Genomic DNA, 17,583 nt, shown 5'->3' on the forward strand with positions numbered 1-17,583 from the left:
TAATGACTGGCAAATTTATTGTAATTGAAGGGCTTGAAGGTGCGGGTAAAAGCACCGCTATCAAGCAAGTGATGCAGGTATTAGCAACGAATAATATCACTGATGTTACTTCTACCCGTGAACCTGGCGGTACTCCGTTAGCTGAGCAAATGCGTACTTTAGTTAAAGAAGGCCACCCTGACGAGCCATTAACCAACATGGCTGAGCTGCTATTGATGTATGCCTCTCGCTCGCAATTGGTCGAAAATGTCATTAAGCCTGCATTGGAAAGTGGCCATTGGGTTGTTGGTGACCGACATGATATGTCGTCACAAGCTTACCAAGGGGGCGGGCGCGGGTTTGATCGCCAAGTTATGGAAAACCTTCGTGATACGGTTTTAGGCGATTTCCGTCCAGACTTCACCCTTTACATGGATATTGATCCGGTGGTCGGTCTTGGTCGAGCGCGTGGGCGTGGAGAGCTTGACCGTATTGAAAAAATGGATATTGATTTCTTCCACCGTGCTCGTGATCGCTTTCTCGAGCTATCAGAAAATAATCCAAACGTTGCGATTATCGATGCAAGTCAATCGCTAGAGAGTGTAACGGCTGATATAACGTCAGCACTACAGCGTTGGTTGGAGCAACAGTAATATGCTTTATCCATGGCAGGAATCATTGTGGCAAAAATGGCAACAGCTACTTGACCAAGAGCGTCTTCATCATGCTGTTTTGCTGCTAGCCCCGCTGGGTAGTGGACGGGAAGCACTAGGAAAGCAGTTAGCGCACACCCTTTTGTGTAAAAATGGGCTTACAGAACCTTGTGGCGTTTGTCATAGCTGTAAACTGTTTACTGCGGGTACCCATCCTGATTTTCACCATGTAGCACCAGAGCAGCAAGGCAAGCAAATAGGTGTCGATGCTATTCGCCAATGTAATCGTTGGGCTGTTGAAACATCGCAGTTGGGTGGTGAGCGTATTATTATGATTGATCATGCTGATGCGATGGGGGAGGCTGCAGCCAATGCATTGCTTAAAACGTTGGAAGAGCCGCCTGCTGGGTGCCAATTTATTTTAATGGCATCTTCACTTGATAATTTATTGCCAACAATCAACAGTCGCTGTAACAAATGGCGATTGTCGATGCCAAATGAAGAGCAAACGCAACGTTGGGTTGAAAAGCAATTAATGCAAAGCATCAAGCTTGAAACCGTCAGACTAAACAATTGCGCTCCTCTCGCGACGTTGCAATTTATCGAACAAGGGCAAGATATTCGATATACAAAATTATTAGAAGCGTTTGCGGCGTTTTTACAACCCCCCTATATCGGCCTTTATGATGTTGCTGGGCTATGCAATGGCGAAGGGCACCATAGCCTAAAGTGGTTAAGCTATTTCATGGTTGATTGTTTAAAGCTACAACAAGGGGTGAGTTCACATTTAGTGCATAGCGAATCGTTGCCATTAATTCAACAAGCGGCCTCAGTGGTTACGCCTGAGGTATTGATGAGTCAGAGTCGAAAAGCAAATGCGCTATTTCAGCAACTTGACCACCACACTGGCTTGAATACTGAGCTATTGTTGGTGGAATGGTTAACTGGATTTATGTCACAGTAATGATATCTCTCAGCAAAATGGCTGGGTTTTTAAAAAAATTGAGGAAACCGACGTGTTAGTTGATTCGCATTGTCACCTGGATAAATTAGATTACGAGCAGCTTCATACAGGGATTGATGATGTGTTGGCTAAGGCCAAAGCTCGTGGCGTTGAATACTTTTTATCAGTAGGGGTTACGCTGAAAAGCTTCCCAGCCATGATGGAAATGATTGCACCGTACGAAAATGTGTTTGCCTCTTGTGGTGTACATCCGTTGGACATCGAGGCGGGTTTTGATTTCGACCAGCTGAAAGAATATGCGCAGCATGATCGAGTCATTGCGATCGGTGAAACGGGGCTTGATTATCACTATCAACCCGAACTAGCAGATCAGCAAAAACACATCTTTCGCGAGCATGTACGTTTAGCGGTAGAGTTGAATAAGCCACTCATTATTCATACGCGTATGGCACGTGAAGATACGATGCAGATCCTTCGCGAAGAAGGCGCAGAAAAATGCGGTGGCGTGTTGCATTGCTTCACGGAAAGTTTGGAAATGGCCCTAGAAGCGATTGAGCTAGGCTTTTATATTTCAATTTCAGGCATTGTTACTTTCAATAAAGCCAGCGAGCTAAAGCATGTGGTGAGCCAATTGCCACTGGAGCGTTTATTGGTTGAAACCGACTCTCCTTATCTTGCGCCAATCCCCTATCGTGGAAAACAAAATCAGCCTGCCTATGTGAAAGAGGTTGCTGAATATATCGCGATACTGAAAGGTGTATCTGTCGCTGATGTCGAAAAGATAACGACCGATAACTTCTTCAACCTTTTTTCGCGAGCCGAACGTTAATTAATTAAAAAAAGGAGCGAAAGCTCCTTTTTTTATATCAAAATTTGCACGTTAATCACTTTATTTTAATAACCCCCTCCAAATGTATCAGGATCGTTTATTTAGGGCGAAATTAACCGTAATGTAATTTCGTAACGTTAAGTAACATAGCTTACAGTACTGAAAGATAATTACAGGGTGGTAAGGGTTGTTTTTTGTAATGACTTCTCTATCTATAACAGTGAGTTAGCGGCTTGTTTTGTTGTTTTTATGTGTTTTCCCCATTGTGATCTATATTTAGTTTTGAAATTATATTTCATACGGTGTTGGCATTTTTGACAGTCATCAAGTTATATTTAGCACCGCAACATATACTAAAGCTGTAAAAACAAAGAAAAGCAGTGCTTACATTAATGACTACGGGGGTAGGTCGTAAGTACTGATTAATTTCTGATTTATATATTTCACTCAGGAGCACAATATGTTTAAGAACCTTTTTGCTAACCTGCAAAAAGTCGGTAAGGCGCTTATGCTGCCTGTATCGGTTTTGCCGGTAGCAGGTATTCTATTAGGTGTCGGCGCGGCGAACTTTAGCTGGCTACCAGAAGTCGTATCACAAACTATGGAATCCGCTGGTGGTTCTGTATTCGGCCAAATGCCACTACTATTTGCAGTAGGTGTAGCACTAGGTTTCACTAACAATGACGGTGTCGCGGGTCTTGCGGCGATTGTTGGTTACGGCATTATGGCGGCGACGCTAGGTGTTATGGCTAGCGTTATGGGCGTAGAAGCAATCGACACAGGTGTACTTGGTGGTATCCTTGTCGGTGGTGTTGCTGCATGGGCATTTAACCGCTTCTTCCGCATCCAGCTACCAGAATACTTAGGTTTCTTTGCTGGTAAGCGTTTTGTACCAATCATGACAGGTTTCTGTGCAATTGGTCTTGCGATTCTACTATCTATTATCTGGCCACCAGTTGGCGGTGCAATTGCAGCATTCTCTGATTGGGCTGCTCACCAGAACCCAACAGTTGCATTCGGCATCTACGGTATCATTGAACGTTCACTGATCCCATTTGGTCTACACCACGTTTGGAACGTTCCATTCTTCTTCGAAGCAGGTACTTGTGTTAATGCTGCAGGCGAAACTCAGAATGGCGTACTAACTTGTTACCTAGTTGCTGATGAAGCTTCTCGTATCGCAGGTAATGGCTTCGGTCAGCTAGCGGGCGGTTACATGTTCAAGATGTTCGGCCTACCAGCTGCTGCTATCGCAATCGCTCAGTGTGCTAAGCCTGAAAACCGTGCGAAAGTAATGGGTATCATGGTTTCTGCTGCACTGACTTCGTTCCTAACAGGTATTACTGAACCAATCGAATTCGCTTTCCTATTCGTTGCACCAGTATTATACGGAATTCACGCGCTACTAGCTGGTTCAGCATACGTTGTTGCTAACACGCTAGGCTTCGTACACGGCACGTCGTTCTCACACGGTCTGATTGATTTCCTAGTACTATCTGGAAACGCTCAGAAAATGGGCCTAATGATTGTTGTTGGTCTTGTATACGCAGCAATTTACTACACAGTTTTCCGTGCAGTAATCATCAAACTAGACCTAAAAACACCTGGTCGTGAAGATGAAACTGAAGAAACTGGTACAGTTTCAACGGGTACTGAACTTGCGAAAGACCTAGTTGTAGCATTCGGTGGTAAAGATAACATCACTGGCCTTGATGCTTGTATCACTCGTCTACGTGTTTCTGTAGCAAGTGTTGATAATGTTGACCAAGACGGTCTGAAGAAGCTAGGCGCAGCGGGTGTTGTTATCGCAGGCGGTGGTGTTCAGGCAATCTTCGGTACTAAATCTGATAACTTAAAATCAGACATGGATGAGTGGATTCGTAACAACTAATACGAATTACTGATTCAATTAAAAGGGAAGCTTCGGCTTCCCTTTTTGCGTTCTTGGTAATGCTTAGAATACCGACCCGAATAAAGTCATGCTTATAAACTACAGCAACTTGCAGTTATAACGACAAGAAGAATAGCATCAAAAAAGGGACTAACAGGCTGAGAATAAACCCGCTAACAATCGCGATTGGCACGCAGCGAATGCCACCGCTGTTCTGAATGATGGGTAGAGTAAAGTCCATTGCGGTTGCACCAGCATAACCAATTGCAGTACATGGATAGCGACGGATAATGATAGGGATTAAACTCAGCGCAACTAACTCTCTGAGCAGCTCGTTAAGGAAAGCAGCCCCGCCGAATACTGGCCCAAGGCTATCGCCGATCAAAATACCCGCTAATGAATACCAACCAAACCCTGATGCCATAGCGAGTCCCTGATTATATGGAATATCTAGAATGAGAGCGGCGATAAGTCCGCCAGGCAAAGAGGTCAATAGAATGATTGAGGCAATCGCGATCCCTTTTTTATTGAGCAAGATTTGCCTTAAGGTCATCCCGCTATTTCGTAGCTGAATACCGATAAGAAATAACAGCAACAATAAAATGACTTCACTCGCTTGATCAACCCAGCTTAAATCAATACCACTGAATAAACCGATAACTAAGCCTCCAGCCACAGCAAAGATTAACTTTACAGACTCCATCATCATTGTTGTTAATGGGATAGTCCGGTGATCTTGCTGAGTATTGGTCGGTGCTAACTTATCTATCAACGGTAAAACAAGTAAATTACAGGTACTAATAGACACAAAGAATACGGCTGTGTAGATAAGAATTTGATTTAAGTTTTCACTAAGGTTATCTAGGCCAGCAAGGCTGAGTCCCATAAGCGAAAGAATTACTAATACTAAGCGACTAGTTTGGGTGTTGATGAAGTCTAGCACTACCGGTTTTTTGACTTGGATAAAGTAGCCAATTATTAACGGAAGGAAGATATAGAGCATTCCCGAGAACATGTTGATCCTATAACAATGTTGATATCGGTGATAAGTATCGACGTAGAGAGCCTTTCTACGTTGGAATCCCAGATTAATTTCAAGATGCTTGATTATGCACCTTTAGTTAATGTGAGTATGGATACTAACAATATGATAATAAGTAGAATGTAGGCAGCTTATCAGCTGAGTTTAGAAAGCGTCAATATGCTTTATAAACTCAGGAAATGATAAGTGTTTAGCGTAGTGTTGAATCTGTGTGCGTGAATTAGAATCCACTGCTTTTAATTACCATACTTAATTGGTGATTAAATTCTTTGTCTGGCATGTTGGTTAAATCATACATGACTTCAGCGTCTGTTAGATCGAGCTCAACATGATGGACATCAATGTCTGCATCGTTATTTTTATACATTAGAAGATGGTTAGCCATGCGTGCTATATCTAAATAGTGAGTCGTTTCTGCGGCTGCTTTGTAGGCGGTCGGCTTATTGGAGGCGACTTCTAGGTAGTCGTCATCAAACTTCCAGTGCTTTAGAATTACTAGGCTTGCATCTTGGCAGCAATGTTCAAAAATAAATTTTGCGATATCAAGATCAAGGTAGTTACCGCTATCAAGGTAGTGTTGATACTGGCTAATAAGGCTAAATAGACCGATATCGGCAAATAGACCAGCAAGGAGGGCTTTTTCAGGCTCAACAGCCTTCGGAAATTCTGGGTGATTGGCTAATCCATGTGCAATAAGTGCCATGGTTGCTGCGAGTTGGCGAGAACGAATAGCACTTTGTACGAGGAGGTTGTTACATTCAGTGTTAAAGCTATGGCGGGTTTTTAATTCTTCAATAGTTTTAACGGTAATAATGTCTCTAACTCGAAGGATACCTAATCGACTGACGGCAGTATAAATATCATGACAAACAATATTTCGGCGATTGAACATCATTGTATTGGATATCTTTACGATGTAAGCCGCGATACCGGGGTCATCAAGTAAAAGCTGTGCTACATCGCGTACTGTAGTCTCATTATCGTTACAGAGGTTTTGAAGCTGAACTAATACGTTTGGAATTGGAGGGAGGGTTAATCGGTCTTCTCTTACGGCATTTTTCACCAAGGAGAAAAACTCCGATTCTAATCCTTTGACAATTTTGTCATGTTCGGGCTGAAGCCAAAAAAAACTTACGTGTGCCATTACAACATTCATACACTATTTAGATGCGGGTATTCTATCGGTTGTTGGTTCATTTAAATAGTCAAAACACTTGGAAATTGTATTATTTTAATTGAAATAGTTTATGTAGAAACCTAACGGTGAGCAAAGGGGTATCTTGAGTTACAAGTAATTGTTTATAGTGAACCTCTAACGGGAGGATTTCGATCCATCGTTGGCATACCCAGCTAAGATCACCCATTTCAGGCGATGGATATAAATGGCCGACTTCGGGCATTGTTTTAAACAAAAAATCCAAATTTTCGGCTAAATTGCTGTGTGCTGCTCTTAACGGCTGCGAAGACCAATTGGCAAACGTTGTGTGTTCACCTTTAAATAACCCGTCATGTTCGATTGAAATCCCCAATAAGCGCACTTTTTGGCTACCTTCTATGGTAATGGTTAACACACCATCGTTATGCATATCAAAATTGATCACATCGCAGAGTGTCACAATAGCCGGAATTGTTTTTATCTCGTTATCGACTTCTGGTTCGTTCAGCATACAAAGTGCTAAGCGCCGTTTACCTGCCAGTGATTCTTTTAGCATGCGGTGGTAACGCTCCTCGGCTATTTTAATGTCAGTTCTTCCGCCTGGAAGTACATGATGACTTGATGGATAAAGTGCTATCTCACCCATGACTATTCCCTCTAATGATACTTTAAACATAGACGCTACTGACAAGAATGATGTGAGCGTTGAAGTGTAAGATAACGAATAAAGCCGCATGAAAAATCAGGTCGCTTTTGCCACATTATGCTTATTTCGCGCTCAGTAATATGTTCAAAATCTCACTTTCAAGTGTTCGCTGTTTCATATGTGGAAATGATAGCAGTCTTGTGCCATTGTCAATTTGTTGACGCTTATTTGTTTGGCGTTACTGGATAATTAGGACCAATAGCGTTTAACGGGAGAAATACTGTGCAAGATTTCAAGGATGAGTTTTTTAATTATCTTCGCGAATTTGGTAGTTTTGAGAAACGTTCAATGTTTGGCGGGACAGGCATTTTTATCAACGGTGCAATGTACGCGATTATAACTGAACATGCTTTGTTCTTACGCGGTGGCGAGAAGCTGGATAAACAGCTATCACATTTAGGCTGTGAGAAATTTAGACACATTAAACGTAGCACTACAGCTGTGGTGAATTATTATGATATTACTGAATTATACCAACACAGTCGTGGACAGTGCTCGCTGCTAGTTGAAGAGTCGATTGGAATTTCCGTATCAGAGAAAGCCTTTAAAACATCAGAAAAAAGTAGGCGCCTTAGAGACTTACCGAACATGAGGCTGACATTGGAACGAATGGTAAAAAAAGCAGGTATACCTGACGTAACCAGTTTTATATCGCTCGGCGCTGTTGAAGTGTATCAAAAAGTTCGTCAAAGCCACGGAAAAGATCTCGATGTTAAATTGCTATGGATGTTTGCCGGTGCCATTGATGGCTGTCATTGGTCCTTACTAAAAGACGATCATAAACAGCGCTTATTACGTGCTATTGATTAAGTTTATTTATACGTATTAATATGAGTCGTGCATATTTTTCTTAATTAAAGAAGTCACTTGAATACAGGTGACTTTTTTGATGTATGATGGCGCGACCACTTTTTTGCTTTATGTATTTATATGCGCCTTCCTCGCTTGACCGGATCTGTACTTTCAGGACTACATTGCTTTTTAATCGCGGCAGATCAGATGAGCTTTACACGCGCCGCAGAGCTATTATGTTTGACGCAAAGTGCTGTGAGCCATCGAATCAAAAACCTTGAAGATGCCTTAGGGGTTCAATTATTTATCCGTCAGCCACGTAAATTGGTATTAACGGAAGAAGGTAAGCGGCTAAAAGAAGTGGTTGCTCATAACTTCGGTGATATAGCGAATGAAATTAGAGATCTGAAAACGTTAGAGCTAAGTGGTGATCTTAACGTGTCAGTACCGCCTACATTTGCTCAACGTTGGCTGCTGCCTCGCCTTAAAACATTTATAGACAAATATCCTGCCTTGCGTCTTCATTTGCGTACTCGTAATGAGCTCGTTGACTTTCAAACGGAGTCTTTCGATTGTGCGGTGTACTTTGGTGATGGTAAATACACGGGGCTACATACTGTAAAGTTAATGGCTGAAAGCATGCTGCCAGTGTGCAGCCATGATTATGCTGTTGAACATGGCTTATACGGGAATCCTACAAAATTGGCCTCTTGCATGTTATTACACGATGCCGCGCCTTGGGCTCGAGCTGGTCGTAATGATGAATGGCAGTATTGGGCACAGCAAAGTGGTATACCCCTACCAGAAGCTGGCTGTACGTTTGATCGTTCTGATTTGGCGTTGCAAGCCGCAGAAAGAGGAATTGGCGTTGCGATAGGTCGAGAGTCATTTATTGCAGAGCAACTACAAACAGGGCGATTGGTTACGCCTTTTGCTTTACCTGTTGCTTCCCCTCTAAATTACTACTTGGTTTGTCGTAAAGAAATGTCATCTTCACCGAGGGTAAAAGCATTCATTGAGTGGCTTGAAGATGTGATTGCCACTTCAGCTTAGTATTAGAAATAAAATAGCCCTCACGTTTCTAAGTGAAACGTGAGGGCTATTTTAGTATGTTTATTTCATGCTATTTTTCAGCAACGTGCCTTAGAACTTAAAGCGCGTTGTAAGCATGACTTGATCGCTATAAATTTCATTAAAACGACCCGTTACACCAATTGAGAACAGCTCAGTAGCATGGAAGCGAGCGTAGATGTTACCAATGACTTTTTCGTAGTCATCAATGTTCAAGTGGCCAATATTACCACCCACTTCAAGCTGTGGACCTAACCATTGGCGAATACCTAGGTTAACTTCCATCCCCATTTTTCCCGCAGAGCTGTCAAAGCGCCCTTTGTTTTTTGCGTTGCGCGCTTTTAATTCACCGGTAACGTCTGCCCAGTTGTTGATTGGTGCGTGGAAGCCTACACCCAATGCAGCATCCCAATCACTATCAAACTCTGTATCGATACTACCCACAATGTGAGCATTTGGGTGGATAGATTTACTGAAACCAGCACCGTAGGTCAGTGGGCTAATACCAATACGCGCTTCAGCGTAATCGTAGCTAAAATTACTCATTGTAGATTGTGCATTTACATGAGCTGCTGAAAGTGATGCCAGGATAATTCCCGTGGCAATAAGAGTTTTACGCATGACTATTAGTCCAATGGGCTAAAAATATTGCAGACATTTTAATAGACAACAACAGGCAATCATAGATTTTAAAGGACTTTTTTGTGGTTTATTTTTGTCCGAGCAAAAAAGTGCAGGAAAAATCACAGCATGGTCTTATTTTTGGTTAGATTTATCTTGGTTTTGTCGGCAGCTAAATACACCCATTACTGACGAAGGAGAATATGCAGGCGGTGACACCTGCATGAATAAACGATGTTGCTACTTAACTAACTCATTACCCGACATTGTATTCGCACCAAAGTGTTTAATATTACTCAGTGTGGTATCTGCGATATTACCCAATGCTTCTTCAGTTAAGAATGCCTGATGGCCAGTGAACAGCACATTGTGGCACGCAGACAAGCGACGGAAAATATCATCTTTAATCACATCGTTAGATTTGTCTTCAAAGAAAAGATCTTTTTCATTTTCGTAAACATCAATACCGAGAGAGCCAATTTTGCTGCTTTTTAAAGCTTCAATGGCATCCTTTGAATTCAATAATTCACCGCGGCTGGTATTAATGATCATCACACCGTCACGCATCTTGGCAAAGGATTCAGCATTTAGCATGTGATAGTTTTCTTGTGTCATTGGGCAGTGCAAGGTAATGACATCAGCTTGTTGGTAGATGTCATCTAAGGTGGTGTACTGCACACCTAGTTCGGCGGCGATAGGATTTTCGTAAGGGTCATAGGCAAGAATGTTCATGCCAAAGCCTTTTAGAATGCGAATGGTCGCAATGCCTATTTTACCGGTACCGATGACACCTACAGTACGGCCATGAAAGTTAAATCCAGTTAGTCCTTCAAGTGAAAAATTTGCGTCCCGCGTGCGTTGATAAGCACGGTGAATTCGTCGGTTAAGGCTAAGCATCAAGCCGAGAGTATGCTCTGCAATAGCCTCTGGTGAATAAGCGGGTACACGTACTACTTGAAGCCCTAGCTCACGTGCAGCGTTAAGGTCGACTTTATCAAAACCAGCACAACGCATAGCAATAAGGCGAACATTATTGGTTGCGAGTAACTCAAGAACGGGGCGGCTAAGATCATCATTTACAAACGCACAGACGGCATCATAGCCTTGAGCCATTTTCGCGGTTTGTTCAGTTAGGCGAAAATCATAATAATCCAGTGTGTGGTTGTATCGCTGGTTGATGATTTCAAATGATGTTTGATCATATTTCTTGGTGCTAAAGACTGCAACTTTCATAGGTCACCTTTTCGGATACACCATTTCAAATAACGGATTTAGAAACAGTGTAATTGAACCATAGTTATTATGTGATCAACATAACATTATTGTGGTAACCCGAAAAGGTTTGTATGACAAATTATCCCGTAAAAAGTCAGGTATCAGAAAAGCTTAAACGGCGATCACTCATGGCTTTCATTACTCGATTCGTATCAAGTATCTGAATCCAAGGCATAAGATCTTGTTCATTTTCAATCATGTAATTAGTTAGTTGAGCGATAACGGTATTGTAGAGTGCATTGCCATCCCAAGGCTTTGAAATGAAATAATCTAAACTGGCGTTGTTAACCGCTTGAATAGTTTCTTCTAACCCTGCTTGTCCAGTAAGTAGTACTTTACGCGCATGACAGGACTCTTCTTGGTGCTTTAGTTCGATGAGAAAGTCGATCCCTTTTTCACCGGGCATTATGTGATCGCAAAGGATCAAAGCGAGTGGGGTGTGATCCGCAATGGCATCGGCGAGTACATCTTTGGCTTCATCAACCGATTCGGCAGCCTCAATGATGAAATGTGTTTCAAGATCACGAAGATCATTCAAGACACTATCGAGGACTTCTCGTTCGTCATCAACACAGAGGATGAGATACTTTTTCATATGGCCTCCTTACTTGGCCTCGTTTAAAGGCAATGTCACAATCATTTTGGTGAATCGTCCTTGCTCTGACTCAACCTTTATATTGCCATTGTGTTGCTGGACTATTTGTTGGCAAACAGATAACCCGATCCCCAAGCCGAAGTTGCCTTCGCGCTTGGTGGTATAATTTAATTCAAAGATTTGCTGTTGTTGCTCAGCTGGAATACCTTTGCCGCTGTCTTCAACAATGACTTCTATGGCATGTTGCCCAGCTTGGCTGTGATGATAGGGGGCAAGCCGAGTTGCAATGCGTATTTGTCCCGGCTCGGTAATGGCGTCAAGCGCATTGGATATAAGGTTTGTCCATACTTGCTGTAAGGCAATAGGCTGACAATATAATGGGGGTAATTGGCTATATTCTTTAATGACATGATGCCGTTTGAGTTTATTTTCAAAAATCACCAGCGTGTCTTCAATCCCTTCGTGAATATCAATACTGTGAAGTGATTCGTCATCTTGTCGGGCATAACTTTTCAGACTTTTAACCAAATCGGCAATACGGTGAGCGCACACATTAATCGAACGAAGAAAGTTCCCCGTTTGATAATAGTTGTCCCATTCCGATAAGACAGAGGGAAGTGCGTCCTTTTGCGGAAGCAACCATTGCGTTATATGTTCATCATTATCAAGCCCCATGATGACAGCTTTTCTTGCCAGTTGCCTGTCACCCAATGATGTGGCTAGCTTTTTTGCGCGTAGGCGGGCCTCAGATGTAGATAGCGGACGTGATTGCAAAGCCTGTTGTAAAATAAAATTACCCCGATTTTGGTTTTCTTGATTAAGTGGCGTATCGGTAATTTTATTGATGGTTTGTTTTAGCGTGTCGCTTCCACGTAATATAGCCGATACAGGGTTATTCAACTCATGAGCAACCCCTGCGACTAACTGCCCAAGCATTGCCATTTTTTCTTTATCAATGAGCTGGTGATAAGCGTCATCCAACGATTTCAGTGTTTGTTGTAGGCGGAGCTCGGTTTTAATACTGCCTTGCAGGCGACGATTAAAATTACGCAGTAGCAAGTTGGTAAATAAAGGCAGTAGTTCACTGCGGGAATGCATCACCTTATTGAAGAGTTGGCGATCAAGCTTGATCACATCGGTCGTTGACAGTGTTAGCCCGGTTGAAAACGACGGCTCACCCGTCACAAACGACATCCCCCCGACCAGATTTCCCGCGCTGACACGAGCGACTTCATGGCGGTTACCATGCTCATCTTTTTTATAAAGTGCGACTTCACCTTTCGTAATAAACCAAAGGACATTATTCGGTTGGCCTTCTTGAGTGAGGACATGCTTTTCATGATAGCGCCGACACGCACGATTTTCGTCGTTGCCATGGAAGAAATCTTGTAATGCATCAGCCACTTGATTGGCAAGCGTGGCGTCGTCTAGCGTATCAGTATCTTGAATGAAGCCTGAGCGGAAACGATTCATTTGACGCTCAATATGAGCATTCAGAATACGGCGGTGATCCAGTAATTGGCTGTATTTAAGTAGATCTTCATCTTGGTGTTTTAGAATGAAGCTGGTCAGCTCTTTTATCAGAACTTGCTTCAGTTCCTTTTTATTCCAAGGTTTGGTTAAACAGTAATGAAGTCGCCCTTCGTTAACGGCTTGCATAATGGCATCAAGTTGAGGTTTATCGTTAAGAAGCAGTGAACGAGCCTGCTGGCTTGCAGGGTACTGATCCAGTTTTACGAGAAAGTCGACTCCTTTATCATCACCGAGTTCATTATCACAAATGACGAGGGCAACACGTTGACTGTTTTGCTCCACAAATGTGAGGGTGTCATTTGCTTCTGTAATACTATAGGCATTACAGATATCAAACAGCTCGGAAAATTCTGCAAGATCTTGGTTAAGTTGTTCAACGACTTTGGGGTCGTCATCAAGACAGATAATTACAAAATTGTTCACCCTCAAATCCTTCTTATTTGTCATGATTTTTAGCTACAGTATCAGCGGCAGTCCGTCATCTTATTATTCTAAAAGTGTACAATAAATCAGCAGTGTAGACTGAGAGCCAGATTGCAAAGTGTTTTAGGTCAATAGGGCGGAATCCGACTTTATTTAAAACTTGATACCTGTGTCGTACCAATTAGATATGAGGAATATATCTAATCGGTTTAGTTATTGATAAATAGACTGTTCAGAAAGCTGTGATAAACTTGGTTTTTCATCTTCGAATGTGGGACGAGTAAAGTAATGTTGAGGAAAATTGGTGCGGTTGGTGGTGCGGTTGTTGTGGCACTCTGTTGGCCATTTGCCACAGGATTAGTCGGTGAGCAAATATATATGGATACGGTTGGTAAATACGAAAATCCGTATTTTTCCGTAACCAATGACGATTACGATCGCGGCTATCTTGGTTCTGATGCGGTTTCTCGTATTGAAGTAAAAGATGAGCTTAAATATATTTTCGAAGATGAAGGTTTACCTACGGTTTGGTATATCGCACATAGGATCACCCATGATTTTATGGGTGTGAGTTCGACTAGTGAACTTCAGGTTGACGATGAACTAAAGCCGATTGCTGAAGCACTTTGGGGCAAGGACGTTGCGCCTGCTACGTTCTCAACGTCAACGGCTTTAACGCGTAAAACCGATTTTACGTTTACGATTAACCCTATCAAAACGGAAGAATTTCATGGGGGTAATGCTGATATTAGCGCCTTTGTTATGGAAGGAACCGTTAATGCCAAAGGGGCGGGTGATTTCCGCTACACATTACCCTCTGCTGAATTAACGACTGATGCGAATGAAGCTATGTCGTTAAAAGGGCTGCAAGGTGGTGGTGAAGGTGTTTTAGATGGTCAGTTCTGGATTGGTCATCAAGAAATGTCGTTAGATAGCGTTAGCTTTAAAGATATCGCATCAGAACAAAGCGTTGATGCTGAGCATATCTCAGTCTCAATGAAGAACGTTTTGAGCCAGCCAACTGAAGAGATAAAAGAGCCGTTACTCACTAACAGCAATGCGGTAAAAGCGGGAAAAGTAACCCTGCTTGACGGTAAAGAGTACCGTAACTTTAACTTCCAGATGGCATTTTCTGAGTTGAATTATCCTGCTCTCAGTCGTCTTGGTGATTTGTCAGATTCTTTAGATGGCCAGCTGACAGAGCAAGAAGCACAAGACGTCTCTCGTGCCCTTGATTTATTGGTCGCTAAAGGCTTGTCGTTCGCAATTAGTGATTTGAGTGTGACGACGCCAGAAGGTGACGTTGACAGCAATATTCATTTAACGCTTTCTCCAGGCATTATTAATATTTCTGAAAATATTGGTCAGCTTGCTGAAAAGCTAAATGGTGAAATTAATATTAATTTGCCTTTGGACTTAGTTGATACAGATCCAGTGCTGTCAGAGCGTGTCAAAATGATGGTTAAAAATAGCATTGCAGAAAAATCAGATACGCATTATTCCCTAAAAATGCAAATTGAAGGGGATAAGGTTGTATTGGCATCTGGCGATCAGCTGCCTTTAGCCATGTTATTTATGCTGTTTATGTAAGCACAACGAGCGACTCCAAAACTGAAGAAACCGCCGTCTTAGGCGGTTTTTTCATTTCATAGAGAAAAACTATTAATGAAATTGATGATTTCAATTTAGTAATTTCAACGAAATAGACGACACTTATATCAAGCGGAGGAGATTACCTTATTTAAAAGGATAGCTGCCATCCGAGACAATACGAAGCAGGCTATAAGTACACGAATTGCCTGTTTATCAGCATTAACAACGGAATTAGGGGGATGCATGGAGTCGTTAAAAGTAAGAGATTACATGAATGCGCGCCCAGTAACATTTGATCCCAAAATGTCACTATCACAAGCGTTAGATAAACTACTTACAGCCAAGCAAATTGGCGGGCCTGTGGTGGATGAAACAAGGAAAGTTGTGGGTTTCTTGTCGGAACAAGACATGATCCATAAACTATTGAAAGTGGGCTATCACTGTCAGGATACCCATAATGTCCAAGAATGCATGCGGCCAGATGTATTAACCGTTTCGCCTGATGATTCAATCATTGAACTTGCCGACACTATGGCAGGGCAAAAACCTAAAATATATCCAGTGGTCGAGAGAGGCCAATTAATAGGGGTAATTACACGTCGCGATGTACTTACTGCCATTAGTAATCAAATTGGTGATTGCTTCAAACATCCAGTATAAAATTGCTTGTACAATAGAAGAAAGGCGCTATTTATGCGCCTTTCTTTATTTTAATCAATATGAATAATGACCCGCAGAAAGGAAGTCGGTGTGGCAGAAACACAGAAAAACAGCGAGGTACAAGCTAAGTTTGTAACGGGATCACCAATGAAACATATCGTGGTGATGTCAGGTACAGGTGCTATTGGCTTGATGGCACTGTTTTTGGTCGATTTACTCGATATGTTTTTCATTAGCTTACTCGGTGAAATCGAGTTGGCTGCCGCGATTGGCTTTGCCGGAACGCTGATATTTTTTTCTACCTCGGCGTCAATCGGTACCTCTATTGCTATGGGCGCACTTGTGTCGCGGGCATTAGGGGGAAATGAGAGAGAAAAAGCAAGGAACTTGGCGGTAAATGTCATGATCTTTGCATTTATTATTAGTTGTATCTTGGTCAGCTTAATGCTGTGGAATTTGCCCCAACTGCTTTCAATGATTGGAGCAAAAGGACACGTAGCTTCGGCAGCAACCGATTATTTAACCATTTTATTGCCCAGCGCCCCGATGATCGCTATTTCGATGTCTGCAGGTGCCGCATTACGCGGTATTGGTGATGCCCGCCGTTCAATGGTAGCGACGTTAATTGGTGGTGGGGTAAATGCGATATTAGACCCATTGTTTATATTTGGTTTTTCGATGGGAGTTGAAGGTGCGGCGATTGCTTCAGTGTTTGCCCGCCTTGCGGTAATGGTCTTTTCACTGCATGCAGTGATCGTTCACCATAACCTCATTGCTAAGCCTGCGATTAAGTCCTTTTTTACTACCTTGCCTGCGATATCATTTCTTGCGTTTCCTGCTATTTTAACCAACACAGCGACACCTATTGGTAATGCGATTGTCACTAGCAACATTGCTCAGTATGGCGAAAACTTTGTTGCAGGCTATGCGGTAATTGGCCGCTTGATGCCAGTGATGTTTGCACTTGTGTTTTCATTATCGGGGGCGATAGGACCAATTATTGGGCAAAACTTTGGTGCTTTACGCTGGGATAGGATCGACCGGACCTTAAAAGATGCGATGCTATTCGTATCGGCTTATTGCGTGTTGGTTTCATTTATTTTGTGGAATATTCAAGACTATTTGATTGCAGCATTCAGTTTACAAGGGGATGCTGCCTACCTACTTTCTATTTTCTGCACCTATGTGGCAATAACCTTTATATTTAATGGCGCACTGTTTGTAGCCAATGCTGCGTTTAACAACTTAAACCGCCCTACATGGTCAACGGCTTTGAACATGGGCAAAGCAACACTCGGTACGATTCCTTTTGTGATGCTTGGTGGTGCAATAGGCGGGGCTGGTGGAGTGTTAATTGGTCAGGCTATAGGGTCTATTGTTTTTGGTGTCATTGGCGTTGTATTGCTACTGCGGCAGGTTAAAGTCATGGCTCAAGAACATGAGCAACGCCAATCAGAACTTGAAGTGCTTGAACCGAGCATACCATTAACCCCATTTTGTTCATCTCGAACCTATATGGGACAAGAAGATACGGTAGAGGAACCTTTAACAAGTGAAATTAAGTGAATTTACAGCCCAATTAAGAGCTAAATATTGATTAGATAATCATTAAAAAAGATTTATATTTCACCAGTTTATTGATCTAATTCGGTGAAATAAAACCCGAATGAACGCAAAATTAACCCATACGTATTTTAGGTTAGCTGCAAATTGACTCTTGCAGTTAGCAGCTTGTGTCTGTTGTTGTTTCTTCCACTAACAACCCATCATCAAGGATGAAGACAGATACAAAGGGTGATT

General features: G+C 42.3%; 16 protein-coding genes. 9 read left to right on the plus strand and 7 right to left on the minus strand.

What is annotated here, in order from left to right; all coding sequences use genetic code 11:
* Window positions 1-2: 2 nt before the first annotated feature.
* The 4 genes from tmk to ptsG all read left to right on the plus strand — a co-directional run bounded on the left by tmk (window position 3) and on the right by ptsG (window position 4,316).
* Window positions 3-632: a dTMP kinase gene (tmk, locus tag L4D78_RS01570; RefSeq protein WP_428465305.1), complete on the plus strand. Its 630-nt coding sequence runs from the start codon at window positions 3-5 to the stop codon at window positions 630-632.
* A 1-nt stretch (window position 633) separates the two neighbouring features.
* A complete protein-coding gene (gene holB, locus L4D78_RS01575; protein WP_428465306.1) occupies window positions 634-1,596 on the plus strand; it encodes a DNA polymerase III subunit delta' in 963 nt (320 codons plus the stop codon).
* Window positions 1,597-1,648: 52 nt separating this feature from the next.
* Window positions 1,649-2,425, plus strand: a complete 777-nt coding sequence (locus tag L4D78_RS01580) for a TatD family hydrolase (RefSeq protein WP_428465307.1) — start codon at window positions 1,649-1,651, stop codon at window positions 2,423-2,425.
* Window positions 2,426-2,885: 460 nt separating this feature from the next.
* The gene (ptsG, locus tag L4D78_RS01585) at window positions 2,886-4,316 is read left to right on the plus strand and encodes a PTS glucose transporter subunit IIBC (RefSeq protein ID WP_428465308.1); all 1,431 of its coding nucleotides are present in this window, start codon (window positions 2,886-2,888) and stop codon (window positions 4,314-4,316) included.
* 115 nt (window positions 4,317-4,431) lie between these two features.
* Here the strand turns inward: ptsG and L4D78_RS01590 are convergent, their stop codons facing one another.
* From L4D78_RS01590 to L4D78_RS01600, 3 genes are all read right to left on the minus strand, one after another.
* Window positions 4,432-5,331, minus strand: coding sequence for a LysO family transporter (locus L4D78_RS01590; RefSeq protein ID WP_428465309.1), 900 nt, complete (start codon window positions 5,329-5,331; stop codon window positions 4,432-4,434).
* Window positions 5,332-5,578: 247 nt separating this feature from the next.
* Window positions 5,579-6,502 carry an HDOD domain-containing protein gene (locus L4D78_RS01595; protein WP_428465310.1) on the minus strand — a complete coding sequence of 308 codons (924 nt, stop codon included), beginning with the start codon at window positions 6,500-6,502 and terminating at the stop codon, window positions 5,579-5,581.
* 82 nt (window positions 6,503-6,584) lie between these two features.
* Window positions 6,585-7,190, minus strand: coding sequence for an LON peptidase substrate-binding domain-containing protein (locus L4D78_RS01600; RefSeq protein ID WP_428465311.1), 606 nt, complete (start codon window positions 7,188-7,190; stop codon window positions 6,585-6,587).
* A 252-nt stretch (window positions 7,191-7,442) separates the two neighbouring features.
* Between L4D78_RS01600 and L4D78_RS01605 the strand changes: the two genes are divergently transcribed.
* Both L4D78_RS01605 and dsdC read left to right on the plus strand, forming a co-directional pair.
* The gene (locus L4D78_RS01605; RefSeq protein ID WP_428465312.1) at window positions 7,443-8,030 is read left to right on the plus strand and encodes a TfoX/Sxy family DNA transformation protein; all 588 of its coding nucleotides are present in this window, start codon (window positions 7,443-7,445) and stop codon (window positions 8,028-8,030) included.
* A gap of 120 nt (window positions 8,031-8,150) precedes the next feature.
* Entirely contained in the window at window positions 8,151-9,065 is a 915-nt protein-coding gene (gene dsdC, locus L4D78_RS01610) for a DNA-binding transcriptional regulator DsdC (protein ID WP_428465313.1), read from the plus strand.
* Window positions 9,066-9,155: 90 nt separating this feature from the next.
* On the opposite strand, the gene L4D78_RS01615 is transcribed toward dsdC, so the two are convergent.
* From L4D78_RS01615 to L4D78_RS01630, 4 genes are all read right to left on the minus strand, one after another.
* Complete coding sequence (locus L4D78_RS01615; RefSeq protein ID WP_428465314.1) at window positions 9,156-9,704, minus strand: hypothetical protein; 549 nt, start codon at window positions 9,702-9,704, stop codon at window positions 9,156-9,158.
* A 240-nt stretch (window positions 9,705-9,944) separates the two neighbouring features.
* Window positions 9,945-10,937, minus strand: coding sequence for a 2-hydroxyacid dehydrogenase (locus tag L4D78_RS01620; RefSeq protein ID WP_428465315.1), 993 nt, complete (start codon window positions 10,935-10,937; stop codon window positions 9,945-9,947).
* A 136-nt stretch (window positions 10,938-11,073) separates the two neighbouring features.
* Entirely contained in the window at window positions 11,074-11,574 is a 501-nt protein-coding gene (locus L4D78_RS01625) for a response regulator (RefSeq protein ID WP_428465316.1), read from the minus strand.
* Window positions 11,575-11,583: 9 nt separating this feature from the next.
* Entirely contained in the window at window positions 11,584-13,530 is a 1,947-nt protein-coding gene (locus L4D78_RS01630) for an ATP-binding protein (RefSeq protein WP_428465317.1), read from the minus strand.
* Window positions 13,531-13,818: 288 nt separating this feature from the next.
* On the opposite strand from L4D78_RS01630, the gene L4D78_RS01635 reads away from it, so the two are divergent.
* The 3 genes from L4D78_RS01635 (at window position 13,819) to L4D78_RS01645 (ending at window position 17,349) form a co-directional block, all read left to right on the plus strand.
* Window positions 13,819-15,120, plus strand: coding sequence for a DUF945 family protein (locus L4D78_RS01635; RefSeq protein ID WP_428465318.1), 1,302 nt, complete (start codon window positions 13,819-13,821; stop codon window positions 15,118-15,120).
* Window positions 15,121-15,366: 246 nt separating this feature from the next.
* Window positions 15,367-15,783, plus strand: coding sequence for a CBS domain-containing protein (locus L4D78_RS01640; RefSeq protein ID WP_428465319.1), 417 nt, complete (start codon window positions 15,367-15,369; stop codon window positions 15,781-15,783).
* Window positions 15,784-15,930: 147 nt separating this feature from the next.
* Window positions 15,931-17,349 carry an MATE family efflux transporter gene (locus L4D78_RS01645; protein ID WP_428465420.1) on the plus strand — a complete coding sequence of 473 codons (1,419 nt, stop codon included), beginning with the start codon at window positions 15,931-15,933 and terminating at the stop codon, window positions 17,347-17,349.
* The last annotated feature ends 234 nt before the right edge of the window (window positions 17,350-17,583 follow it).

Origin of the sequence: Photobacterium minamisatsumaniensis, assembly GCF_050336695.1 — a bacterium.
Lineage (GTDB): Bacteria > Pseudomonadota > Gammaproteobacteria > Enterobacterales > Vibrionaceae > Photobacterium > Photobacterium minamisatsumaniensis.

What these genes read in the sequence shown, in the direction of transcription:
- L4D78_RS01635 (WP_428465318.1), top strand. Translation starts at nt 13,819, where the DNA reads ATGTTGAGGAAAATTGGTGCGGTTGGTGGTGCGGTTGTTGTGGCACTC.
- L4D78_RS01625 (WP_428465316.1), bottom strand. Translation starts at nt 11,574, where the DNA reads ATGAAAAAGTATCTCATCCTCTGTGTTGATGACGAACGAGAAGTCCTC.
- tmk (WP_428465305.1), top strand. Translation starts at nt 3, where the DNA reads ATGACTGGCAAATTTATTGTAATTGAAGGGCTTGAAGGTGCGGGTAAA.
- L4D78_RS01640 (WP_428465319.1), top strand. Translation starts at nt 15,367, where the DNA reads ATGGAGTCGTTAAAAGTAAGAGATTACATGAATGCGCGCCCAGTAACA.
- L4D78_RS01620 (WP_428465315.1), bottom strand. Translation starts at nt 10,937, where the DNA reads ATGAAAGTTGCAGTCTTTAGCACCAAGAAATATGATCAAACATCATTT.
- holB (WP_428465306.1), top strand. Translation starts at nt 634, where the DNA reads ATGCTTTATCCATGGCAGGAATCATTGTGGCAAAAATGGCAACAGCTA.
- L4D78_RS01600 (WP_428465311.1), bottom strand. Translation starts at nt 7,190, where the DNA reads ATGTTTAAAGTATCATTAGAGGGAATAGTCATGGGTGAGATAGCACTT.
- ptsG (WP_428465308.1), top strand. Translation starts at nt 2,886, where the DNA reads ATGTTTAAGAACCTTTTTGCTAACCTGCAAAAAGTCGGTAAGGCGCTT.
- L4D78_RS01590 (WP_428465309.1), bottom strand. Translation starts at nt 5,331, where the DNA reads ATGTTCTCGGGAATGCTCTATATCTTCCTTCCGTTAATAATTGGCTAC.
- dsdC (WP_428465313.1), top strand. Translation starts at nt 8,151, where the DNA reads ATGCGCCTTCCTCGCTTGACCGGATCTGTACTTTCAGGACTACATTGC.
- L4D78_RS01645 (WP_428465420.1), top strand. Translation starts at nt 15,931, where the DNA reads ATGAAACATATCGTGGTGATGTCAGGTACAGGTGCTATTGGCTTGATG.
- L4D78_RS01615 (WP_428465314.1), bottom strand. Translation starts at nt 9,704, where the DNA reads ATGCGTAAAACTCTTATTGCCACGGGAATTATCCTGGCATCACTTTCA.
- L4D78_RS01595 (WP_428465310.1), bottom strand. Translation starts at nt 6,502, where the DNA reads ATGGCACACGTAAGTTTTTTTTGGCTTCAGCCCGAACATGACAAAATT.